This is a genomic window from Lactiplantibacillus brownii, from assembly GCF_031085375.1.
Classification (GTDB): domain Bacteria; phylum Bacillota; class Bacilli; order Lactobacillales; family Lactobacillaceae; genus Lactiplantibacillus; species Lactiplantibacillus brownii.
Genome location: NZ_JAVCWF010000001.1, coordinates 2335282 through 2361404, shown reverse-complemented (window position 1 = coordinate 2361404; position 26123 = coordinate 2335282). Strand labels below are relative to the sequence as shown.

Here is a 26123-nt window from a genome sequence, read left to right as displayed (position 1 = left end):
GATGGATGGACAAAGATAAGAAACGTCCAGTACCACATACTGAGGCGGAACTTGAAGAAGAAATTGAGGCGGTAGAGGAGAAAGCCAACAATGAACTACAATTGTATGCCTTATGGGGTGTCATTACGGTTGTTTTCAACGTGGCTTTGTTTTACTTGCTCTATCATACTTTCGGTATCGAATATCAAGTTGCGAACTTGATTGACTGGTTCTTAAGCGTGCTATTCTCATTTATTGTCAATAAGATGTTTGTGTTCCAGCATGAGACCAAAAGCTTGGTCAAGGAAGTCGGGACTTTTTATGGCACTCGGGTGGCGACTTATTTGATTGAAGCGGTCATTTTATGGCTAGGTATTTCAGTACTATCCGTTAATGGAACCATGACAAAAGTGATCGGTCATGGCATTGCCTTAGTGGCGAACTACTTCTTGTCGAAATGGTTAGTCTTTAAAAAGGATTAGCTAAGATGGGCTAAATCAGCTTATTTCATAAAAAAAATAGTCATTTTAACCAGCGCTTTTTAGATATTACAGGAAATCATCTGTAATATCTTTTTTTAGCTCTGATTAGTTGTAACAATAAAGTGTTTCAACTACAATATAGCTATAAAACGACTTTATTTATACATTTTGTATGAAAATATGGAGGATTGCTATGTTTACAGGACTCGAAATTGAAAATTATAAAGTGTTTAAAAATTTAAAATTTAAAATGATTAAAGCAAATGAGCCAAAGAAAGTCGTTGCGATTTATGGCGAAAATGGCGCAGGCAAATCTAACATTGTGTCGGCATTTATGAATTTGAGCCTCTCACTCAGAACTGTAGAGACGCAGAAGCAATGGACTGAGATTCAGACCCAAGTCGCTGCTGACAAAAGCTTAAATGAGGATGGTAACAATCGAATTCCAGAATCAATGTTGACCTTTATTCGTTCGGGAAGCATGAATTATCGGCAATTATCACAAATATTTAATCGTAGTACGCATATGATTGGGACAACGGCTCCTATGCGGATTCGTTATGACTTCGAGTTTGATGGGCATAGCGGTTACTATGAGCTTTTATTTGAAATTGATCGTAATGATAAAATGTACCTCGCTTCTGAAACGTTATACTATTTGATCCATCGAAGTAGCGGAAAGCTGTTTGAAATTAAGAGTTCTTCTGCAGGTGACATCAATTATGTCTGGAGCCCAACGCTATTCAAGAATAATGAGATTGGCACCTTAATTGATGATTCTGTTGAGCGACTTTGGGGGACACATACGTTTCTATCTATTTTGACGAGTTTCGTAGCTGATACCAATCAGAAATATATTAAAAAAAATATTTCATCGAATTTATTAAAAGTCATCGCTAATTTTGGAAAAATTGCTTTTCGCACTGACATGGCGACCGGTGTCAATAGTTTTAACAGTATGCTAGGCGATTTAAATCAAGGACAATTAAAGAAAACTAGTGAGAATGAGCAAAGATTAGCAGTGACTAAAAGGGCATTAAATCAATATTTTGTGCCGCTGTATAGTGATATATTAGAAGTGTTTTATCGCGTTAAAACCGATAACGATAAGTTGGACTATCGTTTATTTGTCCGTAAGCGGGTCGGTGGACAGCAGTTAACCATTCCGTTTGATTTAGAATCAAATGGGACGAAAAAACTATTGAATCTTTTACCGCTATTCTTAAATGTGGTCCGTGGTGAAACGGTTATTATTGATGAAATTGATCAAGGTATTCATGATCTGCTTATTGATCGGTTAATCGATAATCTTCAAGAAGATATCAGTGGTCAGCTGATTGTGACAACTCATGACACACAAGTGATGCGCCAATTGGATTTATCGGCGTTGTATGTCATTCAAACCGATGTTGAAGGAAATAAGCAGGTTGTCAATTTGTCCAAAGCAAGTAAAGAAAATATTGCTGCTCATAATAATGTTCAAAAAATGTACTTAAATGGTTATTTTTCAGGAATCCCGTATGCTGATGATGTTGATTTTTATGATATATTGAGCACATTGGGGGATTCTACCGATGATGAATAACTTTGTTAGTGCTGTCATCATTGTTCATGGTCAATCTGAATATGCCTTAATGAAGGCTATTAAATCAAAGCTCAGATTGAATATTGAGGTAGTTGCGCGGGATAAAGGTCGTTCAAGTATTCAGATAACCGCACTACCTGGCTATTTTAAAAATCGTGAATTTAAAAATGTACGAGCATTAACAAATCATTTTCCAACAATCCGTTATCAAAAGCATCAATTGATTGGTTGTCGAATCTTCACAATTATGGATGTAGATGATTGTGAAGACGTCTCGGTGCGTCAAAACTATATTGAAGGTCATATTAGTGGTCTGGGACGTCATGAACTGCAACCGTATATTACGCCAATCTATTGTTTAGAAAACTTTGAAGATGTTTTACAAGATATTGGCTTTGAGTTTGTGGCTAAGACGAATCGAGAAAAACACCAGTATATCCAAGTTTTTGGCGCTAACGGAGTCATTGCCGATGTTGCCGCAGTGGAAAAATTAATGACTGAAATGGCACAATCAAAGAAAACAAATTTAGATGTTTTGTTAAAATATTGCCTTGAACAGCGTCCAAGATTTTAAGCTGTTCTTTGCTAACAGTAATATCAAAAATTCACAAATCAAGTTTTAAGCATAGTCGCTCATGAGTGTACTAGCTTCAAAGCCTGATTTGTGAATTCTTTTGATTAAAACAAAAAAACGCCCAGTCAAAACCTTGACTAGACGTGATGAAATGATCTCATTCATGGTGTCCAAAACGATCAAGATAGGCGCGAAAGCTTTCTTGGTCGGTGGTGACGCCAGCTTCTTTTTCTTCATACCAATTAATTTTATCGTTGAGAATCTGCAAGTGATGTTGCACTTCGTTAAATTGCACTAGAAAGTCGCCCTTAACTTTTTTGAGAAGGGCCAGTCGTTCGGGAATTGTGGTGTCTCCAGCTGCTCGCCAAACAACATACTGTTTGAGCTCGCTGATACTCATGCCAGTTCCCTTTAAATGAAGGAGGAATTTGACCCAATTGATATCGGCAGCTTCATAGTAGCGGCGGCCGTTGTCTAAGCGATGTGGCTCGATCAGACCTTCTGTTTCGTAATAACGTAAGGTTGGGGCGGTTAAGCCGACTGCTTTAGCAAAATCACCAATCGAATAACGTGTTTCAGTGTCTATTGGCAAAAAATCATGTCCTTTCTTCAAGTAACTTTAATAACGATAATAGCACGAAAAATTATTTTAACAAGTTTAGAAAATACACTTGACTTAAAGTGTACTTTAAGTAATATGATGAATTCATCGTTAAGTGAGCAAAACAAATTTAGGAGGAATTCAATATGTCAGAAAGTAAAAGTGGCATTTTCGGTTTAGGAACCAAGAACACGGCGTACGCTAAGTATTTTATTGGGCAAAGTTATTTACAAGGCTTATCAGAACCCGGTGATGAAATTGATGTGAACGTTTCAAACGTGACCTTTGAACCTGGTTGCCGTAATAATTGGCACATTCATCATAATGGCTTTCAAATTTTGCTAGTAACTGGTGGTGAAGGCTGGTATCAAGAAGCTGGCAAACCAGCACAATTATTACATGCTGGCGACAGTGTGACGATCCATGAAGGGGTCAAACACTGGCATGGCGCAACTAAGGATAGTTGGTTCTCACACGTTGCCATCACAAAAGGCACGAGCGAATGGCTTGAACCTGTTGATGATGCCGCATACGCAAAATTAGGTTAGGAGGAATTAAACATGGCTAAAAAACAAACCGCGGGTCGCGATAATTTGGGCGATTTCGCCCCTAAGTTCGCCGCCCTCAATGATGATGTATTATTTGGTGAAGTTTGGTCCCGTGAATCGGAACTGAGTTTACGCGATCGCAGTATGATTACCATCGCCAGTTTAATGACGAGTGGTGCGTTTCCACAATTAAAAGCGCATTTAGAAATGGGCAAACAAAATGGGTTAACAAAAGACGAAGTTGTCGAAGAAATCACACATTTGGCCTTCTATGCTGGCTGGGCCAAAGCTTGGTCAGCCATGGGTGTGGCTAAAGAAGTTTTCGGCGATAAATAGGAGGATATTTATGACGGTTAAAAATAAAGTTATCGTGATTACTGGGGCTTCATCAGGAATTGGGGAAGCTTCGGCTAAGTTATTAGCTAAGAATGGCGCCAAGGTTGTCCTAGGTGCGCGGCGTGAAGCACGGCTGCAAGCAATTGTAAAAGATATCGAAGCAGCCGGCGGTACCGCAGCTTATCAGGTGACGGATGTGACCAAACAAGCGGATGTTGATGGCTTAGTGAAGCTCGCTCAGACACAATTTGGCGGCTTAGATGTGATCTTCAATAATGCTGGGATTATGCCAAATTCACCAATCAGTGCTTTACACACAGATGAATGGGACGCTATGATCGACATCAATTTGAAGGGTGTTTTGCACGGGGTTGCGGCTGTGATGCCAATCTTCACGACGCAAAAACACGGTCAAATCATCACGACTTCATCAGTGGCCGGCATTAAGAGTTTTGCTGGTTCTGGCGTCTACGGTGCGACTAAGTTTGCCGTTCGTAACTTAATGGAAGTGATTCGGATGGAAAGCGCGCAAGAAGGGACTAATATTCGGACCGCTAGTCTATATCCAGCCGCAATTAATACCGAATTATTGCACACGATCACGGATAAAAGTACGAAGCAAGGCATGGATGCTTTCTACAAGCAAGTCGGGATTAGCCCAGATGCCGTTGCCAACGTGGTTAACTTTGCGGTAGATCAACCGGAAGACGTTAATGTTAACGAATTTACAATTTATCCAACGAAACAAGCCTAACAGTTTAGACTGTAGTGGTTCAGATCTGACCACCACTAAAAAGGGACTACCATCTCGATTGACGGATGGTAGTCCCTTTTTAGTGGATAAGTGATGGATAAAAGCGCTATTTCAAACTCAAACCTCGTTTTAGATTTCCCCAGAAACCAAGTTCATCGGTTTGTAACATTAAACCGCCATAAATCTTGCCAATATACCACATGCTACCAACGACGGTTGCTAATAAAATCACCATCGAAATGATTGCTTGTGGCATGGTGGCCGTCGCGTTGATCAAGCGTAGTGGCATCAAGTAAGACGAGAAGAATGGAATATATGAGAAGACTGTGACAATACCGCTACTTGGGCTGCCTTGAAAAGCCATTGCCATTGCAAAGGTCAATAAATTCAAGTAAATGACAGGTTGTGAGGCTTTGCCAGCATCTTCAACCCGCGTGACTAGTGCGCCACAAAAGGCAGAAACGACCGTGTAAAGTAAGACAGCGGCTAAGGCAAATAATAAATTAATGGATAGTAGGTTATGCAGTACTTTGCCAATCACCCCTGAATATTGTTGCCAAAGACCGGCTGTGATACGGCTATGTTGGGCAAACTGGACAACCAGCGCACCGCCGAGCAGGTAAACTAAAAGTTGTGTGACGATCATCAACAAAACACCATAAACTTTACCATTAAAGTATTTTCGTGGTGTCGTACTAGAGAAGATGACCTCCATGATCTTGGTTCCCTTTTCCGCGGCGATTTCTTGGGCGGTAATCGAGGAGTAGGTCGTCAAAATCAAGTAAACGAAGAAAACCAAAATGTAAAATGAAATGGTTTTGGCCGCTTTATTCGAAGCGGTCTTTTTTTGCAATTGTTGCTTGAATTTGGGCTGGATCGCTAAGGCTTGTTGTTGTGTTGGTGATAATTTTGCCCGTTGCACATTCAGCTGGGACTGTGTCGTGGCCAAGAAACGTTGAATCTTGGCCTGGTCACCACTACTGATCTCGTTGGGGCCATTAAAGGTCGCACTCACTTGTTCCTTGGTTGTTTTTAAAACGACATAACCGTTGATGTCACTTCGGTTGGTGGCCTTTTGAGCTGCCACAGCATTGGCATACTTTTTCGTGGTGGCAATGCCACTTTGTTTCATGAAGCTCGTTCGTAAGGCCGAGTTGGTGCTGACAACGGCGATGTCACTTTTACTCTTATTCGGCGTGGCGACGTAAGTAATCCCAAACGTCATCCCGATAAATAAAAACGGCATGAGTACCAGCATTAGGAAACTCCATGATTTGGTTTGGCGTAAATAGGTTTCGCTAGTGACGATCCAAGTCTTATTCATGGTCAACACCTCCAGCTTCAGTTCGGAAAATTTCGTCCAAGGTTGGTGGTTGTTGACTAAATTCTTGAATGTAGTCGCCATGTGTCACCGCTGCAAAGATTGCAGGACCGGCATCGGCAGTGGTTAATTGCAGTCGATAGCGTTGGTCACCCAGAGCTTTGACTGAGGCGACATCGGGTAAGGCCGCTAATTGATCTGTGGTCCAAGGCGTTGTTAAAAACAAACGGGTACGGCCAAATTGATTGCGAACAGCATTGATTTTTCCTTTTAGGATCAATTCGCCGTTACGTAGCATCACTAACGAATCACAGATTTCCTCGACGTTACTCATGTCGTGGCTTGAAAAAATAATGGCTGCCCCACGTTGCTTTGCTGCTAAAATGGCTTGTTTTAATAAGTCAGAGTTAACCGGGTCGAGGCCGCTAAAGGGTTCATCGAGGATGATCAGTTGAGGATCGTGAATCAAGGTGCAGATCAGTTGAACCTTTTGCTGATTCCCTTTTGACAGTTTACTGATTTTATCTGTGGGTTGACCTTTGACTGCAAAACGTTGCATCCAGTCGTTAATTTTAGGCTTGATCACTTTAGCTGGTTGATTTTTAAGTCGTGCTAAATAAACGATTTGTTGGGTAATGGTCAACTTGGGCATTAAGCTACGTTCTTCTGGCAAATAACCAATTTGATTATAGTCTTCTGCGGTCAATGGTCGGCCGTTCCAAGTGATGGCACCGTTGAATTTCAAAAAGTTTAAAATACTGTGAAAGGTCGTTGATTTTCCGGCACCGTTTTGACCAATTAAGCCCATGATTTCCCCGTCATGGACATCAAAAGAAACGTCTTTAAGTGCATGCAGTGTCCCAAAATCTTTACTGATATGCGCTACCGATAGCATGTTGTTGCCCCCAATAAATTAGATTAGGTTAATTATGGCGTAGTTTAGTGCCGTTTGCAACCGGATTCCGTGGGGTTAACCCGTTCCAATTGTTGTAACTGCTGTTTCATGATTAAACCGCCGCGATAGCCGCCTAACTGCCCATCTTTACGAACGATCCGATGGCAAGGAACCACCATCAAAAGGGGATTGCGTCCAACGGCTGAAGCAATGGCGCGTGTCGCGGTCGGTCGTTGCAGTTTATGTGCTAATTCTGAATAGGTCCAAGTGGCGCCGTAAGGGACTTCGCGTAAGGCTTGCCAGACTTGTTGTTGAAAAGGTGTCCCATGGGACAGATCCAATGGTAGTGAGAATTCAGTTTTCTGACCATTCAGATAATCGGCGAGTGCTCGGCCAGCGACTTGATTCGCTGCAGGATCAATCTGACTGGTGGCGGTTGGGAGCAAGTCACGCCACTCATTGGCTGGACCATTGGCACGCCCAACGAAGGCCAAGCCTTGTAAGGTACTGCCTAGCCAAAAAGTTTGTTGATTGATCGTTACTTGCGATAGTGTGAGTTGCATGTTCGTTTCCTCCAAAAATAAATTTAGCGTCAGTATAGCAGAAATAGGCCGGAAAAAGTTTCAAAATCTTGCTTTTTAAACCAAACGATGATGGACTGCCGCTTAAATTGCCGTATAATTTAATGCAGGGGGTGCACTTTAATGTTGAAACTAACGGACCAACGTTGGCAGGCCATTCAGAGTAACGATGTGACGCAGGACGGCCAATTTTATTATGGGGTGACGAGTACTGGTATTTTTTGTCGCCCAAGTTGCCACTCACGGTTACCAAAACGAGACCATTTGCGGTTATTTTCAACTGTATCGGCAGCTATGCAAGCCGGCTTTCGGCCGTGCAAACGTTGTCGTCCAACGGGTGAGCTGGTATCGACAGACGAATGGGTGCATGAAATCAATCAGATTATTGCCACCCATTATCAAGCGCCTTTGGATTTAACGAGATTAGCCCAACTCGCGCATGGTGCGCCGTACTATTTACATCATGTTTATCAACAAGTAACGGGGCAGACTCCCATGGCTCATCTGAAACAAGTCCGATTGGCGCAGGCAAAAAAGTTATTGCAAACGACTCACTTGAGTATTGGTGACATTGCGACGGCCTGTGGATTTCAGTCGGCAGCGTATTTTAGTACGGTGTTTAAGCAAGCCTTTCAACAGCGTCCTAGTGCGTTTCGATAAGCGACGATAAGGATCAGAGATCACAAAAAAGGAGCCTAGGTTTTGTCCCAGACTCCGATTGATTAACTTTTGATTTTAGTAGTAACCGTTAGCTTCCCAGAACGTCTTAGCAGCGGTCCATGAACCGTAACGGGACGTCACGTAAGCATTAGCAACGGATTCTTGGTTAGCAGCTGACAAATCACCATTCAATAATGACTTAGTCAATTGATACTTACCATAATAGTTCCCATTAGAAGCAGTGTATGAGCCACCGGATTCCTTGTTGGCAATCCAAGCCTTAGCAGATGCTTCAGAGCTTGAACTCGTTGAAGTTGTTGTGCTAGTCGTCGTAGTTGCACTAGTAGCATTGCTGGAACTAGCGTTGGTTGAGTAGCTCAAGTTCGTCGTTGAAGCAGACGTTGCGGTCGAAGTTGAAGATTGACTGGCAGCGGAGCTAGGGGTTGAACTTGACGCCGCACTGACACTAGCAGAGCTTTGGCTCGCTTGACTGGCAGCACTTGATGAGGTTGAACTAGCACTCGTTGCGCTACTTTGACTAGCTGCACTAGTCGTTGAAGTCGAAGCTGCTGATTGAACGCTACTTTGGCTCGCAGCACTGGTCGTTGAAGTTGAACTAGCGCTGGTTGCGCTGCTTTGACTGGCAACACTGGTTGTCGAAGTTGAGCTGGCACTGGCAGCGTTGCTTTGGCTAGCGGCACTTGATGGTAAGGTTGCCGTGACAGTAGTTGTTTTAGCGGTAGTGCCATTAACTTCTAATTTGTCACCAACAAAAATCAAATTAACGTTCTTTAATTTGTTGGCTTTTTGGATCGCAGCTACCGTTGTCTTGTGCGTTTCTGCAATGGCACTGACGGTATCGCCGGCCTTAACGGTAACGGTATCGGCGTTTGCAATCGTGGTTCCGATGGCAAATAAACCAGTGGCAGCTACGGATGATAATAGTATACTTTTAATCTTCATAAAAATTAGTTCACTCCTGTATGTTTGCGATTGAATAACTAGTCATTTTTTAATTACTGGTTTAGCGAATGCTTTCGATGCATTTACTAAACAACGACGCTAAGTATAGACGCCCTGTGTTGCAAGACAATAAACGGCAAGTTACAGTTTGCAGGACTTTTGTAATAAAAAGCGATTATTGTAACTTGTTGTAACAATTTAACAATTTCATCACAATTTATTAAAAGTTTCATCAATAAACGGCGCTTAAACTGTTATTTTGGCTATTTGCTTTACCAAAGGGCCGCTTAAATATTGTAGAAAAGGGTTAAATTGACGTCCTAAAGCCTTAAAAAATCAAGGAAGTTTGCTATAATCGACAACGCTAACCACTATGACATATTTGAGAGGCGAGAGAATGTATTACTTTGTGAATACTAGTATTAATCCGAAAAAATCCGGCATTGAACATGCTGAAATGAAACGGCTCGCACTATTTAATGAGAAAAAAGTGCCGGCTAAATTAGTGACGCGGTTCTTTTCACTGTCACTACATCAAACCTTAAAAGCGGCTGGAATCGCTGAAAACAATCAGATTAACTTATTCGATTTTATTCAACAGTCGACAGATTTTAAGCCGGTCAAACTAACAATCGACGACTTACATTTGCCCAAAAATTTACGAGTACAAGCTGAAGAACATAATTACAATGTTTATTTACAAGATCAATTACTGATGCGGGTCAATTTGTTCGCACCAGAATATAAACAAATCAATAATGTGCAGACTTACGATCAGAACGGTAAGTTGGTGAAGACTGACTGGTATGATACTCGGGGATTCAAAGGTCTGGAACAGTTTTATACGTTTGATGGTCAAGTCGCGACAGAACAAGTTTTCAATCCTGAGGGTGCCGTGGTTTATCAGACGTATCACTTACCCAATCGTCAAAATGTGACACAAAATTCCTTATATCGCTTCATTAACTATCATGGTCAAGATTGGTCCTTTATTGGGGAGCAACACATGACGACCTTTTTCTTAGATGAACTCAATCGGGAAACGCCACAAGCCGTATTTGTGATTGATCGGACTTATGAATTGGCTTATTCAGCGTTGCAAATGCAGACCAAAGCGTTCAAAGTAATGCACTTGCACAGTAATCATGTGAATGATCCCGATCATCCGAAAACGGCGACCCTTAATTATAATTATTCCTATGCATTAAATAATTTATCCGCATGGAATGGGGTTATTACGGCGACGTCACAACAGACTGCCGATTTTGTTGACCGTTATGGCAACCAAACCCCTGTATATACGATTCCAGTGGGGATTGTTTCAGAGGCCACTTTAAAAGCGCCTCATCCAAAGTGGTCAAGCCGCACACCGGGCAAGATTATTTTTGTGGCACGATTATCCGAAGAAAAACAACAAAGCCATGTTTTACGAGCGTTTAAAAAAGTGCATGCTCAGTTACCAAAGACGACCTTAGACTTTTGGGGTTACGCAAATGGGGATACGGGCAAAGAATTAAAACAGTTAGTTCGTGATTTGAAGTTAACGGATGCGGTGACTTTTAATGATTACACCCAAGATTTGGCACCGGTTTATGACCATGCCCAATTGGCAATGCTGACATCACGAGCCGAGGGCTTTGCATTAGCTTTGTTAGAAGGTCAATCACATGGTGTGCCACAGATTGCTTATGATGTGAAGTACGGGCCGCGTGATATTATTCGCGATGGTCAAGATGGCGATTTGGTGCCAGTGGACAATATCGAGGCACTAGCTACGGCGATGATCAAGTTACTTAGTGATCCGCAACGCCTACAAGCCTATAGCGCGCAAGCTTATTTGGACGCTGACCGGTACAGTCCTAAAGCAGTTTGGGCGCAGTGGGAACCGCTAATGGCGGCTGCCAAGTCCTTTTATCAAACGGAAAGTGAGGAGTCGTGAGATGTTTTTCTTTGTTAATCAATATTTAATGGCGCTAAATTCAGGCGTTGAACATGCTGAATTTAAACGACTCCAGCTGTTTAAGCATCATCAAGTGGCGGCGACCATGGTCACACGTCAATTTGATGCGTTGTTACATCAAAACATGCGTCGATTTAACTTGACGGATGATCAAATGACAAACTTATTTGATTATTTTCGTGGCACCTTGACTTATCCCACTAAGGTCATCAAAATTGATGATTTGAATTTTCCGCGTGCCTATAATATCAAACCTAATCCGAACGTTAGCGAAGTAGTCGAGGGGGATCGCTTAGTGGCCAAAGTTCACTTTGTCCCGAGTACGGTTGGGCATGTTTACTTTATTGAAGTTTTTGATTCCTTTGGTAACTTGGCACAACGGACAGATTATGATGAACGGGGATTTAAGGCCCGTGATGAATTCTATGGACCCACCGGCGAAGTCATTACGGCATTATATTATCGACCAAATGGCACTCGTTTTGCGGAAGAATATTATGCACACAATACGGCTGGCGCCAATTATGTGTCATTGTGCAAATTGATCGATTATCACGGTCAAGATTATTATTTTAATGGCGAACAAGAATGGTATCGTTTCTTCTTAGATGAACTCAATCGTGAAAATGGCACTCAAAATACCTTTATCGCTGATCGACCGCTGGCTGCTCAATGGCCGGTGATTAATATGCAAACGCCGGCTCGCAAGTATCTTTGGTTGCCGACGCCCCATGCCAACGATCCACGTGATCAGGTTTATTCAAATTTGAATAATGCTTATGTTTATGGTATTCATCAGCATTTGACCGCGTTAGATGGCATTATTACAAGTACAGATCAACAGCGCCGGGATTTAGGACAATGGTTAGGTGGTCAATCGCCACGCCCAATCTATGCGATTTCGGCTGGGGTGGTGTCAGCTAATCAACTGGCACGGCCAAAGGTGCCATTAGCTGAGCGGCATGCGCACCAAATTATTTATACTGGTCGGGTCGATCAAGGCCGCCGGGTGGATCAAATTATCACAGCATTTGACCGCGTTAAACGTGGCGTCAAGGATGCAACCTTGGCGATTTATGGCTATGGCTCGGCCTTGGATGAGTTAAAGGCCCAAGTTGCCAAGTTGAAATTAACCAAAGTTGTGACTTTTGAGGGCTATCAGCCCAATTTAGGTCAGGTCTATGATCACGCTGGCGCGTACGTTTATGCGGGTGAAAGTGATGCCCAACCGTTATCATTGATCGAAGCGCTTGGTCATGGGGTGCCCGTCATCGCCTATGATGTAAATTATGGTCCTCGTGATGTCGTGAAAGATGGCAAGAACGGCTATCTGATTAAAGATGGGGCCATTGATCAGCTGGCAGCTGGGATGAAGCGCGCCATTGAAAATTCGAAACGTCAGCAGCGGTTGATCGACGGCGCTTATCAAAGTAGTCAAGCGTATGGCGATGCCGCAGTTTGGGAACAATGGCAACAGATCGTTAATTAATCATTATCATGAAAAATAAGACTAGCAACGACGCTATTATTTTGAGCCGTTGCTAGTCTTATTTTTGGTTAGTCATTATTTTGTAAATACGTGATGATTTTCGCTTGCAAGGGTTTAAGAGCCGGTTTAACCGTTGTGGGTGTTAGCAGGAAAAATTGGCGCTGATAGTTGGGTGCCAAGGGTTCCACTGGTACAGTTGCTGCTAAGACTTGCTTTGAAATAATCGTTTGGCCGATGCCTTCTGCCAGCAAGTCTGCGATTAATTGATTGCTATGAATGATCATCGTTGTGGTTGGCTGGATATTTTGAGCTTTTAAATACGCATTGGTGTAATGACGTACGCCAGAATTTGGTTCACGTAATAACCAAAGTGGCTGGTCAAATTGGCCGGCATGGACCAATTCATCATGACCAAAGGCTAAGCGTGCCAATTGATCTGTGACAAGTGGTTTTTCAACTAGGCCAAAATCTAAGTGGTGTTGCGTCATTTGGGTCAGAATATCGGCAGAATTAGCCAAACTGACTTCAATATTAAAGTGATCACTGAGCGGTGCCAACTGTGTTAGCAAGCCGGGTAAAATAAGACTAGCGGTGGTATGTGAAGCCCCCAGTCGAATAGTTGTTGGCAGGGCCTGGCTTGTCGCTTGGACCGCTAGTTTAGTGGTATCCCAAGCTTCGAGTAGCTTTTGAGCTTGGCGATAAAGGACGGTGCCACTCGCGGTGGGTTGAATTTCTTGTCGGCCATTGCGGTTGAATAGTCGTGTCTGTAGGTCAGTTTCTAATTGTTTGATTTGGCTGGAGACAGTCGGTTGTGAGATGAATAGTTGTTCGGCGGCCTGTGAAAAGTTACGCGTCTCGTAGACTGCCTTAAATGTTGCCAATTGTTTGAGCATTGTTAGTCAGCTCCCTCGATTAATAATTTTAATAGTAACTATCATAATAATTTATTTCTCAAATGATTACTAGCCCAGTATAATAAGTTTTATCGAAACGACGAGGGAGTTTGAATTGATGAAAGTTAAAGAGATTTTACCGGGCTTGCTGACGAGTTTAGCCATTGCGTTGGTTAGTCAATTAGTTGCACAGCGGGTGCCAGCCTTAGGTGCGGCAACGATTGCAATTTTACTTGGTATTTTGTTAGGCAACACTGTGTTGCGACAACCGCAACTAGCCAGTGGTACAAAGTTTGCGGAAAGTAAATTGCTGGAATATTCGGTTATGTTACTGGGTGCGACGATGACGGTTCAAACCATTGGTCAAATCGGGGGCTGGGGCGTTGGCTTTATTTTGATTCAAATGACCGTGACGATCCTGGGAGCACTTTGGTTGGGCAAGCGGCTGGGTTTTAGTCAATCCATGCGACTTTTGATGGCTGGCGGGAATGCCGTCTGTGGATCTTCAGCGATTGCGTCGATTGCACCAGTCATTGAAGCGGATGAAGACGACAAAGGGACCGTCATTACATTGGTCAACTTGATGGGGACTGTGTTAATGCTCACATTGCCGTGGTTAGGAACAAGCTTATTCGGCGGCCAGACCATCTTAAAGGGCGCCCTGATTGGTGGCACCTTGCAATCCGTTGGGCAAGTTGTGGCGGCGGCTAGTATGGTTAATCAGGCAACGGTTCAATTTGCGACGATTTTTAAGATCATGCGGATCATGATGTTGGTCGTGGTCGTCCTCATCTTTGGTCGCCTACATCAGCGATCGCTTGAAAAGGAAGTGGCGGATGAAGCCGTCGTGAGCGGCAATGGGAACGGTCATTGGTTGCCTTGGTATGTCGCTGGTTTCCTAATTCTATGTGGGTTAAACAGTCTCTTCACCTTACCGGCCTTCTTGAGTGTATCAGTGCATACAATCAGCAGTTGGTTTGAAATTATCGCTTTAGCCGCAATTGGATTGCGCTTAAACTTGGTTAATTTCTTGCGAGCAGGCAAACGGCTAGCATTATACGGCTTGGGCGTTGGGATGCTGCAAGTGACGACCGCCTTAATTTTGATTTCGTTTTTATTAAAAGGCTGAGCTGGGTCTTGTCGCATTTATAAGTGTCCGCTTAATTTGGTTGCGACTGCACTAAGTTAGTAGTAGATCCAATATCAAAATAAGCTAAAAACGGTCAGCCAAAGTAAATTGACTGACCGTTTTTAAGCTTATTTTGTTGTCGACAACGTGACGATATGCCAGGTTGCTGGTAGCTTGAACGTGTAATGTCGGCTGGCAAATTGCTGCTGATCTTTACCTAAGTTAAATAAGATTCTTGCCAAGTGATTCCGATATTGCCAACGTTTGGTGGTGGTTTGGACTTCGGCCACTTTGCCAGTTGTGACATGAGTCGTTGTGGCATGGGTGGTCGTTTTTTGTATCTTAGTGGGCAGTTGAGCAGTGCGGTAAATCAGCACGCGTTCATGTCCCGTTCCAAGCCGGCGACTGCCCAGTGCGCGTTGCTTAGATTGAAGTGGGATTAGGGTTTGGGTCTGAGTTTCACTGACGGCCCGCATCCCCCAGTGGTAATTATCGTTTAAAACGAGAGCGATGAGGCAGCCAGCAATCACGATAAAACTGCCCGTCACCCAAATGGTTCGTTGCACACTATTGGGACTAAAAATCATGACACCCGCAAAAATGAGTGTGGCTAAAATTAATAAAATAATTATCATGCGGCATGCCTCTCTTCATTGGTGGCAACGGAGTGGTGTGATTTCAAGAAGAACGTTAAGGCGAAACCGAACGCACAAAAGATTAAGGAAACGATGAAGGCCATGTGATAACCAGTTAAGGTCGCTGAAGTTGCGGCGGCGCGATATTTTAATGGCGCCTGCGTGAGTAAGTGTTGGCTCGGCATTTGCCATTTAGCCACACTCGAATAGACACTGATCAGCACCGCAGTCCCCATTGAAGCGGCGACTTGGCGTAAGGTGTTATTCGCGGCAGTTCCGTGTGAAATCAGGCTAAATGGTAAGGCGTTGATCCCAGTCGTGGTGACCGGCATCGTGACCATGGTTAAGCCGAACATCCGAATCGCATACACCACAATGATCCAGAGAATCGGGGTCGTGGCGCTGATAGATAGGAAGAAGGCCGTCCCAGTGGTCAATAAGAGCATTCCGGTCATTGCTAAGCGCCGTGCACCAATATGGTCAAAAATCCGGCCAGTAATTGGACTCATAATTCCCATCATGATCGCGCCTGGTAAAAGGATCAGGCCGGAATCCATAGCTGAGCGTCCGAGGACGGTTTGAATATACATCGGTAGAATCATTTCGACGCCCATCATTGCCATATACGAGAGGGCAGTTAAAATGGCTGATAAGGTGAAAGCAGGAATTTTGAAGACTCGTAATTCTAATAATGGCTGTTTCATATGCAATTGACGCCAAACAAACAAAATCACAAAAACAATTCCGACAACTAAGGTAAGCAAAACAATTGGATCACCCCAACCGGCTTCACCAACGGCGGAAAAGCCGTATAGCATACTACCAAAGCCAATCGTGGAAATTAAAACGGACCACCAATCGATGGGTTGCTTGGAAGTTGGTAACACTTTACGTAGCGTAAATAAGGAAATAATAATCACGGCCCAGTTGATAGGCATGATGAAGAGAAATAGGGCACGCCAGTTATAATTGTCAATGATCCAACCAGAAAGTGTCGGGCCAATCGCCGGGGCGAGGCCAATGACGATTCCGGCGGTCCCCATGGCTGAGCCCCGTTTTTCGGGCGGATAGACGGATGACATGATCGTTTGAAAAACCGGTGCCGAAATGCCGACGCCCATTGCTTGGATCATGCGGGCAACGAGAAGCATTTGAAAGTTAACGGCAAAATAGGCCAAGATGGTTCCGAGACCGAAAATAACCATAGCGGCTAAATATAAAATCTTGGAGTTGATCCGGGTCAGCATCCATGCGCTCACAGGAATCATAATTCCCATAATCAGCATGAAACCAGTCGTTAACCATTGGACGGCGGTCGCTGAAATGTGGAAGTAGTTCATCAAAGTTGGAAACGCCGTGGTCAATAACGTCTGGGTCACGAACGTACTGAAAGTCCCCACGAGTAGTGTGAGGACTAGCCAAGTACGATGATACGGTTTACCATCTGCATCGAGTGGCAAGGCCGAAGTTTGTGTCGGCATTTTTAAAACAGTCCCTTCTATAAATAAATCAGTAAAAAATCATTAAAATACGCAACTAATAAGTATAGCACTTAACTTAAACCAGCCCTAGTAACTCGCTTAGGCTTCATAGTTATCAATATTTAAGTCTCAGCTTGATTTGCCGCTCCGGTTGGTCTGGACTGATGCTGGAACGTGGTGGCCACGTTTGTGAGCCAAAGGGCGGTCTCACAAGCCGGGCTTTCTCTAGGCTGGAAAACCACCAGCCAAGAGAAACTTCACCACTGAGCACCATCCAGACCAACCTGCGCTAATTAGTGATCCTAATGTCAATTGGCCTTTCATTGATATTTGTTTATTGAATCGCTATTTGACGTCGGAGTGGCCAGCACGTTTGCTGTGTCGAGACCAAACTTTGGTTGCAGGTTTGCCCCCATAGCAAACGTGTTGCCAACGGAGACGGGACGATTAGCAAATCTTCTAATCGTGAGCGCAATGAGACACGAACCCCTGCGTGATAGCGGTCTTCGAGGGATCAGTAATTGTGCTAGAATAAAAAGTAACGTGAGTGAATTAATTTGGACTTACGACGATTAAGGGGAGTTTTGACAGATGGAAACTAAAATTTTAACGTTTGATTGCTATGGGACGTTGATCAACACGGACCCACTTTATCAATGGCTCGAAAATTTGGCGTTGGCGGCGGGTCTTGAAACGACAGCCGTTCGAGACGCGTATGCGAGTTATGAGGATGATCCAATCAGTGTGCAGCCTTATTTAGACTACGCTGATTTGGTCCGAGAAAACTTGAAGCATTTGGACGGCATGTTTGAACAAGGCCACTTCTTTGAAAGTCACTATGTTGAATGTCTGCAAGTGCAACGTCAATTGTTGCCATATCCTGATGTGGTGCCGACCTTGCAAGCTTGGCACGCTGAAGGTTACCAGCTTGTGATCATGTCAAATTCGTCGTGGGATATCATGCCAGCTAATTTGGCGGCGCTCCAAGTCCCATTTGACGCAGTTATCACGGCTGAAGATGTGCAAGCGTATAAGCCAGATTTAAAATTTTTCAAGACGGCTGAACGACAATTAGGATTGACGGCTGAGAATCACTGGCACATTGCGCGTGGCTATGAGTCCGATGTTGTGCCGGCCGCGACGATGCAGTGGTCCATGATCTGGGTCAATCGTGGAAAAAATGAGCCCAGTGGTAGTGCACGTCCAACTCAGATGGTAACTGATTTAGCGGCTGCCAAGGATTGGTTGGGGTAGGGATGTTACGAGGCTGTCCCGTCAATGATCAGTTGAAACACTGGTTAATTGTTCGTGTGGAGAATGCTTTCTGACTTTTGACTGGTCAACAGATTGAAAGTTAGAAAGGAAATTGATGTGAAAACTAAATCTTTAAATTCAAGTACGGTCTTACTGATGGCCGTTTCAGCGGCCATTGTGGTTGCTAATATTAATTATATTCAACCAATTGAAGCGGATATTGCCCAACAATTTAATCTAGCCAATGCGGTAGTGGGTGCTGTCGCCATGTTAACGCAACTGGGCTATGCGTTTGGGTTACTTTTGATCGTCCCGATGGGTGATATTATGAATCGCCGGACCTTGATCATGCGATTATTGATCTTGGCGATTGTTTCCGCGTTGTTAGCGTTTATCGCTCCCAATATTTGGCTGTATGCGTTCGCGAGCTTACTGATTGGAATTACCTCGGTGGCGCCGCAAGTCATTATTCCATACGCGGGTTATTTAGCACCAGCCGGTCAACGTGGCCGGGTGCTAGGCAACGTTTTGAGTGGATTACTAGTGGGGGTACTCTTGTCACGAACGGTCAGTGGAGTGCTAGCTAGTTTCATGCCATGGCAATGGGTTTATTTGATTGCGGCCGTGATGATTGCCGGCTTGTGGCTAGTTTTATGGCGTAAATTGCCACATGATCCAGTGACGACCCACCAAACCACTTACCGTGAGATGATCCGCACCGTGCCCAAACTCGTCAAAAAGTATCCCGTTTTACGAGCTTCGGCGGTTAACGGGTTTGTCTTGTTCGGCGTTTCTAATATCTTTTGGGCGACCTTGGTCTTCTACTTGCAACATCAATATGGCTGGGGGAGTCGTGAAGCAGGATTGTTTGCTTTGCTAGGGGTAACCGGCGTCTTAGCGGCACCGTTGATAGGTCGATTAGCTGATCAATTTAAACCACGGACGATTATTGGTGTGGGGCTAATTTTATCAACCCTTGCTTACATCGTGTTTGGCTTGTTTGCGGCACATGTATGGGGGCTGGTGCTAGGCATTGTGATCTTAGATTTAGGGACACAATTTGGTCAAGTGGCGAATCAAACACGGATTCAAAGCATTGATGCCAAGGCCAGCAGTCGTTTCAATTCAGTCTTTATGTTCGGTTACTTTATGGGTGGGGCTTTAGGCTCATTCTTCGGTAATCTATTTTGGGGCTTAGCAGGTTGGTATGGCGTTTGCGGTCTCGCAATCGTGGTGTTAGTGATAGGATTTTACGCTCACTTCATTCACTATCCCCACGTGGTTCGACACCAAGCAACATCGTTGAATCGATGAACCGAGACTGTGAAGCCCTTGACCAATTTTTTTGAAGTAGCATATTTTGGCACTAATCTGATTAATAGGTTAGTGCTTTTTTCTGACTGAAATTTTAGCCTTCTTGGAAGAGAAATCAGAATTGATATAAGAACTATTATAGGGCTAATTTTTAAGCGTGAGGCATCACATGGAACCCAAATGTATGTTACTATGATGTTGAAAAGAGGTGATTCAAATGAGTACGACACCAACAACGATTAGATTAGATGATGATTTAAGAAAAGAACTAAATAGTCGTTTGGATGCGGCCGGGATTAGTTTGAATACTTACGTCACCATGGCGGCTAAACAGTTTGTGATTCAAAACCGAATTCCATTTGAGGTAATTGTTCCCGAGAAGGATCAACCGACAGCCAAGACTAAGCGAGCAATGGTATTGGCGGAAGCCAAAGAATTAGGCTTGATCCCTGATGATTCAACGACCTTTACGGAAGTCAATAAGATGATGGCATCATTGGATAGTGAGGATACTAATGTATAGCCTAAAATATGATTCGCAGTTTTTACATGACTATCATTGGTTAAATATCAGCACCCAGAATTGGTACCGGAACTTAAATTGGTTTTGAATGAATTAATCAATTTTGGAACGGTACCAGATACATATCAACCACATCTATTAACAAAAGCAGGTGGCAATTATAATGGCTATGTTGATTTTCATTTGTCAGAGGGAAAAGTAGATGTCCTAGTCTTATATTTACCACACAAATCGAATCCGAGTATTCGATTGGTCAGAATTGGCTCACATGATGAGTTATTTCAAGGACCCTTAAAATAAAAAGTGTTTCACGGAATCAGATTGCCATTGGCAAAACGATTTTGTGAAACACTTTTTAGCTTCCTAATGCTGATTTGATCAATGTAAATTAACCAGTGCGAAGACTAATGGAATAGTCACGACACTTAAAATAGTGGAAATACTCATCAACGCGACTGCGGGACCAGGATTGCCGTGAACTTTCAAAGAGAATAGGACGACGATACCCGCAACTGGACAAGCGGCCATCAAGACGGTGGTGTACAGTGGAATTCCACTGATTCCCATCAACTGTAAGACCACAATAGCGAGGTAGGGGAACAAAAGATTCCGTAATAAGAGCACCCACCACAGTCGTTTGTCTAAGGTTTCCCGGTTGAGTTTCACATCTGCCAAACTGTTTCCAATCACAATCATAGACAGTGGCGTGTTAATCGAACTCACATACGTGACGGCACTGTTGGCGATCGTTGGCAAGTGGATCGAAGCGATAAACAACACTAACCCGACGATTATCGCGATGATATTGGGATTTAAGACTATTTGACGGACGTTATCTCGGCGACTGCCTTGCTTGCCGGTGAATAAACTAATTCCGTGAGTCCAGCTGAAAATATTGAAGGCTGCCAGTGAAGCAACCGCGAAAAACACGCCATTTGACCCGAACAGCGAACTGGTGAGGGGAATCCCCATAAAGCCAGCATTCGAATAAACCGCACCATACCGCATGATGCGACGTAAATTATCATCTTTGACGTGCTTGAATGCCACCTGTGTGATCGCAATCATTAACAGATAAATGATAAGGATTCCTAAAATGACGCGCCCTAACATTTGGAGTCGGTTCGCGGAGAAAGTCTGTTCAAAAGCTTTAATGATCAGACAGGGTGAAACGACGTAGAGTAAAATATTCGTCAAGTCAGTTGAAGTTTGGGCATGCATAAAGCCGAGCTTGTTAATCATCAAGCCGACGAGCATCAAAATAAACATCAAGATAATTTGACTCGTTAATTGCGTTAAGTTCATATAATCAGTCCAATAGTTAGAATTATGCTATCACTATTATTGAGGTAAGCCTGAAACAATGTCAACGCGTTTTCAAAAAGCCTCCTGATTTAAGCCGCATGATGATGGGCGGTGGGCACGTCGACGTGGTGTTTCAAACTAGGAAAAACGTGCGTATCTGACCATCCCATGATAGCGCCCTGCGCAACTAAGGCAAAGACGGTGCCAATGCCGATGGCGCGAAGTTGGCCGGTGACGAAGAAAGCAATCACGGTGATTGTTAGTGGCGGCAAGTAGCTGGTCCATTGGGCAATAATTGCGGAGCCATGTAAAAATCGAAAACGTAAAATATAAGATAAATCGTCGTTTGGATGTTGAATTAAATTACATCGCTGATAAATGGAGACCGCGGTAGCGACACCGATGAGACCTAATAAATTGACGATCAAGCGGATGACCAGTGGCAAGCTCGGCACGCCAAGCCAGTTCCAAAAGCCAGCAATAAATTGCACTAAGTAACTGAATGGCACGATGTAGAGTAAATTAGAAATAAACCGTCGGCGGTCAAAGTGACCTAGCATCAGTTGATTCAAAAGGGTGACCGCAATCCCGTATAATAGTAAGGTCGTGCCAAGTGGAATGTGAATCCAGTTGGCAAGGTTCACACTCGATCCGGTCCACACCGCGCTACCTAGGTTGGTTGAGATGGTCAAAGCGTTAGCAGCCGAATTTAAAAAGATTGAAAATATGAGAAACCAAAAACGTTGATGAAAATCAGCAATGTGGGTCACAAACAATCGTCCTTTCGTTGTAAAGCTCAATAGGCTTATTATACCGGTTTTGCAGAACGATGACCGGTTAATTGTACGACACTGCCAGTGTAAAGTAATGGTTAAATAACTTAACGGTACCGGTTGCTGTCGAGGATTATGAAAATATGCTATACTAATTTCACAGATAAATACATTCGGTTGAAGGACACTTCAAGAATTCAGACTGCTTTTGGGTTGGGCAGTTGGAGACTTGGCGTGTCCTTTTTTAGGAGGAAAAATGGGCTACGTTGGAACTTTAAGTTTAATATTGATTGTCACGGCGCTGGCGGGACATGTGAGTGTACGGATGGGTCTGCCAGCGGTGATTGGACAGCTGTTGAGTGGGATTGTTTTGGGGCCGGCCTTGCTAGGTTGGGTCTCGGCTACGAGCTTTATCAAAGATTTCGCCGAACTTGGGGTAATCATTTTGATGTTTATGGCTGGTTTGGAAAGTGACCTACAATTACTAAAAAAGTATTGGAAACCAAGTTTATTGGTGGCCGTCTTAGGTGTAATTTTGCCAGTTGGGGTGATTGACTGGTGTAGCCAGTTATTCCATTTAAGTAACGTGGAAAGTTTATTCTTAGGGGTTACTTTTGCGGCCACTTCGGTTTCAATTTCGGTCGCCGTGTTAAAGGAATTAAATGCACTTGATGGCAAAGAAGGCACGACGATTTTGGGTGCGGCGGTCGTGGATGACGTTTTGGCCGTCTTGATTTTGAGCTTAATGGTGAGCTTATTTGGTGGTGAAGTGGGAAGCAAGTCTTCACAATCGACTAATCTTGGCGTGACCTTGGCGATTCAAACCGCATTTTTTGTCAGTTTATTCGTCGTGGTCAAATGGTTGGTCCCTCGCTTGATGAAAATTGGGGATGCCTTGCTGGTGCCGACTTCCGTCACCTTAATGTCTTTGGTGATTTGTTTTGGCTTGGCTTATTTAGCAGACTTTATCGGCCTGAGTGCCGTAATTGGGGCCTTCTTTGCGGGTATCGCAGTGGGGCAAACGGATTATCATGAAGTCATCGATGACCATATTCAGCCGATTGGAAATGCTGTCTTTATCCCGGTGTTTTTTGTTAGTATTGGGTTGAACATGTCCTTCAAAGGATTCATGAGTGACTTCTGGTTTATCGTTGTGATTACGGTTGCGGCGATTGCAACGAAGCTATTAGGCGCCGGTATCGGGGCTAAATTAGCAGGCTTTAGTTGGACTAGTGGTTATGAAATCGGTGCGGGCATGGTCTCACGGGGTGAAATGGCCCTGATTATTGCGCAGATTGGGTATCAAGGTAAATTGTTGTCGGCTGATCGGTATTCAGCGGTGATCACGGCGATTATTTTGACAACCTTAATTGCGCCATTGTTGCTACGACAGTCGATTCATCATCAAGAAAACTTGGAGGTTACGCATGGAGATTAAGTTGCAGACCGTTTTACCGTCGCAATTTGCAGTAACGGCCGCTGTGGTTGAAAAAGCGTTCACAGGAATTGTGCAGTCGGATCATGATGAACACCAACTCATTGGTCGTTTACGAAAATCGCCGCAGTACCAACCAACTTTTGATTTGTTGGCGAGTACCACGGCGGGGGAGATAATTGGCTTTTCGATGTTATCGGTGGCGACTGTCAATCAGCAACCGGCGACGGGGCAGCCTTTGATGGTCTTGGCCCCGTTAGCGGTATTGCCAGCTTATCAAGGACAAGGCGTCGGCAGTGCCCTGGTTCGTGAGTTAGAGCGACGAGCTCATATCGCTGGGGTACCAGCTATCAGTATTTTAGGTGATTCTGCTTATTACGGTCGTTTTGGCTACACAACGGCGGCTGATTTCAACATTACGGCGCCATTTGATCTGCCTGATGAGAACTTCATGTTGCACGAGCTGACGCCCCATGCCTTGACACATTATCATGGCAAATTGCACTATGATGCCGCTTTTGGTATTAATTAGCGCGCATAGTGGAGTTCGGCTAATTGGCCATATTGATTAGTTGCAACGAGTTTAAACCGGTGCTGATAATCGGTGGTCGTAAATAGCCGGATGCCAGCGCCTAAGAATACGGGGGCAATCTGAATGTAAAGTTCATCAACCAAATCGGCTGTGAGTAAAGGCATTAAAACCCCAGCACCACCGACGATCCAAATACTTTGACCATCTTCTTGACGCAATTGCTCGACCAAAGTAGGGAGATCAGCGTTGGTGAAAGTGGTATGTTCGTCGCCAGCATGCGGCTTGGTCGTCATGACGATGTTCTTCGTCGCGGGATTAAACGGATTAATCAATTGATCAGTGGTCTGCGCCATGGTGTATTCATAAGTATGACGGCCCATAATGGCAGTATCGACTTGTTGCATGAAGGTTTCAGTGGGTGCTTCTTTGGCACCAGTGGTCTGAAATAGCCAATCGAGCCGTTCATCTTTGGTAGCTAGATAGCCATCCATGGAAACGGCACCATAAAATTGAACTTTGCGCATAATTGGACACCTGCTTTTAGTTTAGTCATAGTAATAATCATATTGTAGCATGCTTTAGCGCTCAATCGCAGCAAATCCTGAAACCGGTGGGATTGGTTGATGATTGGGAGCTTTTTTAGTTGACAGCTAAAATGGGTCTGGCTTAATAAAAGTAAAAATGGCAGTATACTTCCAAAATTAGTGAATTTAGATAAAAATGGAAGTATACTTCCAAAAATGATTAAAATCCATAAAAATGGAAGTATACTTCCATTTTTGGCGGACTTAGGTTAAACTGTCAGAAAAGGATATAAAGTGAATCTAGGTGAAGTGATGATTAAGCGACCCATGTATTTAAACCAATTAATTCAATTGAAAGATACCGATTTTATCAAGATTATTACTGGGGTTCGACGGGCTGGAAAATCAGTGTTATTAAAGTTATATCGTGATTATCTGTTATCACAAGGTGTTAAAAATGAACAGATTATTTATTTTAATTTTGAGGAATTTGATTTGTTGGCTGTTCGAGAAGCGACACAGCTTATTGCTTTATTAAAACCGTTATTGCGAAAGGACAGTCATAATTACCTGATGTTGGATGAAATCCAAATGGTTGAGGGTTGGCAACGTGTGATTAACGGGATTCATGCCAGTTATGATTGTGATATTGTCATTACTGGATCCAATGCGAAGATGTTATCTGGCGAGTTGGCCACTTTGTTAAGTGGTCGATATGTTGAAATACCAATCTATCCATTTTCTTTTCGTGAATTCTTAGATGCTAAAGAACTTGCTATCGATGATCGACAAGTGGATCGTGCTTTTGAAGAGTATGAGCGATATGGTGGGTTTCCTTCGGTTATTTTAGCGGATGAAAAGATCAAAGACACAATCTTATCAGGAATCTTTGACACAATTATTTTGAATGATGTCTCTATGCGTGCGAACGTCAGGGATAGTGAGTCATTAAAGGCACTGGTGGGATTTCTGGCAGATGATATTGGGCAGCTTGTTCGTCCAGCAAAGCTGGCTAATACCTTAAAAAGTGAAGGAATTCTGACTAGTAACCACACGATCGAACGGTATTTGAGTTTGTTATCGGATGCTTTCTTATTTTATCGCGCACGGCAATATGATTTACGTGGACGTGGTTACTTGAGAACTGCTGGTAAGTATTTTATGGTTGATGCTGGATTACGGCGAAATGCGGTTGGACGGCGGCCAGGAAATTATGGTGGGCAATTAGAAAATATTGTTTATTTGGAATTATTACGACGGGGTTATACAGTCGATGTTGGTAAGCTAGACGTGGCAGAAGTTGATTTTATTGCCCGTCGCGTTGATGAAATTTTGTATGTGCAAGTAACGTATGAATTGCCTCGAAATTCCCATGAAACTGATAACTTGTTGAATATCAATGATAACTACAAGAAAATATTAATTACACAACGTGACTATCGTGATGTTCATGACATTGATGGTATTCCGGTCATTAATATCGTTGATTGGCTACTAACCGAAACGACTGAATAGTGTCTCATAGTGGTCATATTTCAAAAAGCCGTTCGCTGTGAGTTAAACCTGTTTACAGAAATAAGATGAGCAATCAAAATAA

General features: G+C 43.5%; 28 protein-coding genes. 17 read left to right on the top strand and 11 right to left on the bottom strand.

Annotation, left to right across the window (positions count from 1 at the left end; all coding sequences use genetic code 11):
* The first annotated feature begins 5 nt into the window (after positions 1 to 5).
* The 3 genes from RA086_RS11150 (at position 6) to RA086_RS11140 (ending at position 2620) form a co-directional block, all read left to right on the top strand.
* Positions 6 to 461, top strand: a complete 456-nt coding sequence (locus tag RA086_RS11150) for a GtrA family protein (protein ID WP_308703859.1) — start codon at positions 6 to 8, stop codon at positions 459 to 461.
* A 193-nt stretch (positions 462 to 654) separates the two neighbouring features.
* Positions 655 to 2046 carry an AAA family ATPase gene (locus RA086_RS11145; protein ID WP_308703858.1) on the top strand — a complete coding sequence of 464 codons (1392 nt, stop codon included), beginning with the start codon at positions 655 to 657 and terminating at the stop codon, positions 2044 to 2046.
* The gene (locus tag RA086_RS11140) at positions 2036 to 2620 is read left to right on the top strand and encodes a hypothetical protein (RefSeq protein ID WP_308703857.1); all 585 of its coding nucleotides are present in this window, start codon (positions 2036 to 2038) and stop codon (positions 2618 to 2620) included. Before RA086_RS11145 ends, RA086_RS11140 begins: the two co-directional genes overlap by 11 nt.
* Before the next feature lie 157 nt (positions 2621 to 2777).
* Here RA086_RS11140 and RA086_RS11135 read toward each other — a convergent pair whose 3' ends face one another.
* A complete protein-coding gene (locus RA086_RS11135) occupies positions 2778 to 3212 on the bottom strand; it encodes a MerR family transcriptional regulator (protein ID WP_308703856.1) in 435 nt (144 codons plus the stop codon).
* Between the two features lie 155 nt (positions 3213 to 3367).
* Between RA086_RS11135 and RA086_RS11130 the strand changes: the two genes are divergently transcribed.
* The 3 genes from RA086_RS11130 to RA086_RS11120 are packed head-to-tail and all read left to right on the top strand — an operon-like array spanning position 3368 to position 4859.
* Positions 3368 to 3769, top strand: coding sequence for a cupin domain-containing protein (locus tag RA086_RS11130; RefSeq protein WP_308703855.1), 402 nt, complete (start codon positions 3368 to 3370; stop codon positions 3767 to 3769).
* A gap of 12 nt (positions 3770 to 3781) precedes the next feature.
* A complete protein-coding gene (locus RA086_RS11125) occupies positions 3782 to 4105 on the top strand; it encodes a carboxymuconolactone decarboxylase family protein (RefSeq protein WP_308703854.1) in 324 nt (107 codons plus the stop codon).
* Positions 4106 to 4115: 10 nt separating this feature from the next.
* The gene (locus tag RA086_RS11120) at positions 4116 to 4859 is read left to right on the top strand and encodes an SDR family oxidoreductase (protein ID WP_308703853.1); all 744 of its coding nucleotides are present in this window, start codon (positions 4116 to 4118) and stop codon (positions 4857 to 4859) included.
* A 106-nt stretch (positions 4860 to 4965) separates the two neighbouring features.
* Here RA086_RS11120 and RA086_RS11115 read toward each other — a convergent pair whose 3' ends face one another.
* From RA086_RS11115 to RA086_RS11105, 3 genes are read right to left on the bottom strand one after another with little or no spacing between them, the layout of a single operon-like run.
* Positions 4966 to 6183 carry an ABC transporter permease gene (locus tag RA086_RS11115; RefSeq protein WP_308703852.1) on the bottom strand — a complete coding sequence of 406 codons (1218 nt, stop codon included), beginning with the start codon at positions 6181 to 6183 and terminating at the stop codon, positions 4966 to 4968.
* Positions 6176 to 7075: an ABC transporter ATP-binding protein gene (locus RA086_RS11110; protein ID WP_308703851.1), complete on the bottom strand. Its 900-nt coding sequence runs from the start codon at positions 7073 to 7075 to the stop codon at positions 6176 to 6178. Before RA086_RS11110 ends, RA086_RS11115 begins: the two co-directional genes overlap by 8 nt.
* 44 nt (positions 7076 to 7119) lie before the next feature.
* Positions 7120 to 7638, bottom strand: coding sequence for a methylated-DNA--[protein]-cysteine S-methyltransferase (locus tag RA086_RS11105; protein ID WP_308703850.1), 519 nt, complete (start codon positions 7636 to 7638; stop codon positions 7120 to 7122).
* Positions 7639 to 7779: 141 nt separating this feature from the next.
* Here RA086_RS11105 and RA086_RS11100 point away from each other — a divergent pair, with 141 nt between their 5' ends.
* Entirely contained in the window at positions 7780 to 8316 is a 537-nt protein-coding gene (locus RA086_RS11100) for a bifunctional transcriptional activator/DNA repair enzyme AdaA (RefSeq protein WP_308703849.1), read from the top strand.
* Positions 8317 to 8391: 75 nt separating this feature from the next.
* Here RA086_RS11100 and apf read toward each other — a convergent pair whose 3' ends face one another.
* A complete protein-coding gene (apf, locus tag RA086_RS11095) occupies positions 8392 to 9279 on the bottom strand; it encodes an aggregation-promoting factor (RefSeq protein ID WP_308703848.1) in 888 nt (295 codons plus the stop codon).
* 397 nt (positions 9280 to 9676) lie between these two features.
* Between apf and RA086_RS11090 the strand changes: the two genes are divergently transcribed.
* Both RA086_RS11090 and asp1 read left to right on the top strand, forming a co-directional pair.
* Positions 9677 to 11218, top strand: coding sequence for a glycosyltransferase (locus RA086_RS11090; protein WP_308703847.1), 1542 nt, complete (start codon positions 9677 to 9679; stop codon positions 11216 to 11218).
* A gap of 1 nt (position 11219) precedes the next feature.
* Positions 11220 to 12728: an accessory Sec system glycosyltransferase Asp1 gene (asp1, locus tag RA086_RS11085; RefSeq protein WP_308703846.1), complete on the top strand. Its 1509-nt coding sequence runs from the start codon at positions 11220 to 11222 to the stop codon at positions 12726 to 12728.
* A 68-nt stretch (positions 12729 to 12796) separates the two neighbouring features.
* Here asp1 and RA086_RS11080 read toward each other — a convergent pair whose 3' ends face one another.
* The gene (locus tag RA086_RS11080) at positions 12797 to 13621 is read right to left on the bottom strand and encodes a LysR family transcriptional regulator (RefSeq protein WP_308703845.1); all 825 of its coding nucleotides are present in this window, start codon (positions 13619 to 13621) and stop codon (positions 12797 to 12799) included.
* Between the two features lie 118 nt (positions 13622 to 13739).
* Here RA086_RS11080 and RA086_RS11075 point away from each other — a divergent pair, with 118 nt between their 5' ends.
* Complete coding sequence (locus RA086_RS11075) at positions 13740 to 14750, top strand: YeiH family protein (RefSeq protein ID WP_308703844.1); 1011 nt, start codon at positions 13740 to 13742, stop codon at positions 14748 to 14750.
* Positions 14751 to 14878: 128 nt separating this feature from the next.
* Here RA086_RS11075 and RA086_RS11070 read toward each other — a convergent pair whose 3' ends face one another.
* Together RA086_RS11070 and RA086_RS11065 are read right to left on the bottom strand one after the other, a co-directional pair.
* A complete protein-coding gene (locus RA086_RS11070) occupies positions 14879 to 15385 on the bottom strand; it encodes a DUF4811 domain-containing protein (RefSeq protein WP_308703843.1) in 507 nt (168 codons plus the stop codon).
* The gene (locus RA086_RS11065; RefSeq protein ID WP_308703842.1) at positions 15382 to 16866 is read right to left on the bottom strand and encodes an MDR family MFS transporter; all 1485 of its coding nucleotides are present in this window, start codon (positions 16864 to 16866) and stop codon (positions 15382 to 15384) included. The genes RA086_RS11070 and RA086_RS11065 overlap by 4 nt, the downstream gene beginning before the upstream one ends.
* 591 nt (positions 16867 to 17457) lie before the next feature.
* Here RA086_RS11065 and RA086_RS11060 point away from each other — a divergent pair.
* The 4 genes from RA086_RS11060 (at position 17458) to RA086_RS11045 (ending at position 20257) form a co-directional block, all read left to right on the top strand.
* Positions 17458 to 18120: an HAD family hydrolase gene (locus tag RA086_RS11060; RefSeq protein ID WP_308703841.1), complete on the top strand. Its 663-nt coding sequence runs from the start codon at positions 17458 to 17460 to the stop codon at positions 18118 to 18120.
* 117 nt (positions 18121 to 18237) lie between these two features.
* Positions 18238 to 19434 (top strand): MFS transporter, encoded by a 1197-nt coding sequence (locus tag RA086_RS11055; RefSeq protein ID WP_308703840.1) that lies wholly within the window; start codon positions 18238 to 18240, stop codon positions 19432 to 19434.
* Between the two features lie 217 nt (positions 19435 to 19651).
* Positions 19652 to 19957 (top strand): type II toxin-antitoxin system RelB/DinJ family antitoxin, encoded by a 306-nt coding sequence (locus RA086_RS11050; protein WP_308703839.1) that lies wholly within the window; start codon positions 19652 to 19654, stop codon positions 19955 to 19957.
* 36 nt (positions 19958 to 19993) lie between these two features.
* Positions 19994 to 20257, top strand: a complete 264-nt coding sequence (locus RA086_RS11045) for a type II toxin-antitoxin system YafQ family toxin (RefSeq protein ID WP_308703838.1) — start codon at positions 19994 to 19996, stop codon at positions 20255 to 20257.
* Between the two features lie 78 nt (positions 20258 to 20335).
* Here RA086_RS11045 and RA086_RS11040 read toward each other — a convergent pair whose 3' ends face one another.
* Entirely contained in the window at positions 20336 to 21262 is a 927-nt protein-coding gene (locus tag RA086_RS11040; protein ID WP_308703837.1) for an AEC family transporter, read from the bottom strand.
* A gap of 89 nt (positions 21263 to 21351) precedes the next feature.
* Positions 21352 to 22032 (bottom strand): YczE/YyaS/YitT family protein, encoded by a 681-nt coding sequence (locus RA086_RS11035; protein ID WP_308703836.1) that lies wholly within the window; start codon positions 22030 to 22032, stop codon positions 21352 to 21354.
* Between the two features lie 259 nt (positions 22033 to 22291).
* Between RA086_RS11035 and RA086_RS11030 the strand changes: the two genes are divergently transcribed.
* Positions 22292 to 23473: a cation:proton antiporter gene (locus RA086_RS11030; protein WP_308703835.1), complete on the top strand. Its 1182-nt coding sequence runs from the start codon at positions 22292 to 22294 to the stop codon at positions 23471 to 23473.
* Entirely contained in the window at positions 23463 to 24002 is a 540-nt protein-coding gene (locus tag RA086_RS11025; protein WP_308703834.1) for a GNAT family N-acetyltransferase, read from the top strand. Before RA086_RS11030 ends, RA086_RS11025 begins: the two co-directional genes overlap by 11 nt.
* Here RA086_RS11025 and RA086_RS11020 read toward each other — a convergent pair.
* Positions 23999 to 24526, bottom strand: a complete 528-nt coding sequence (locus tag RA086_RS11020; RefSeq protein WP_308703833.1) for a dihydrofolate reductase family protein — start codon at positions 24524 to 24526, stop codon at positions 23999 to 24001. The two genes, RA086_RS11025 and RA086_RS11020, sit on opposite strands and share 4 nt — an antisense overlap.
* A gap of 312 nt (positions 24527 to 24838) precedes the next feature.
* Between RA086_RS11020 and RA086_RS11015 the strand changes: the two genes are divergently transcribed.
* A complete protein-coding gene (locus tag RA086_RS11015; protein WP_308704468.1) occupies positions 24839 to 26041 on the top strand; it encodes an ATP-binding protein in 1203 nt (400 codons plus the stop codon).
* Positions 26042 to 26123 lie beyond the last annotated feature (82 nt).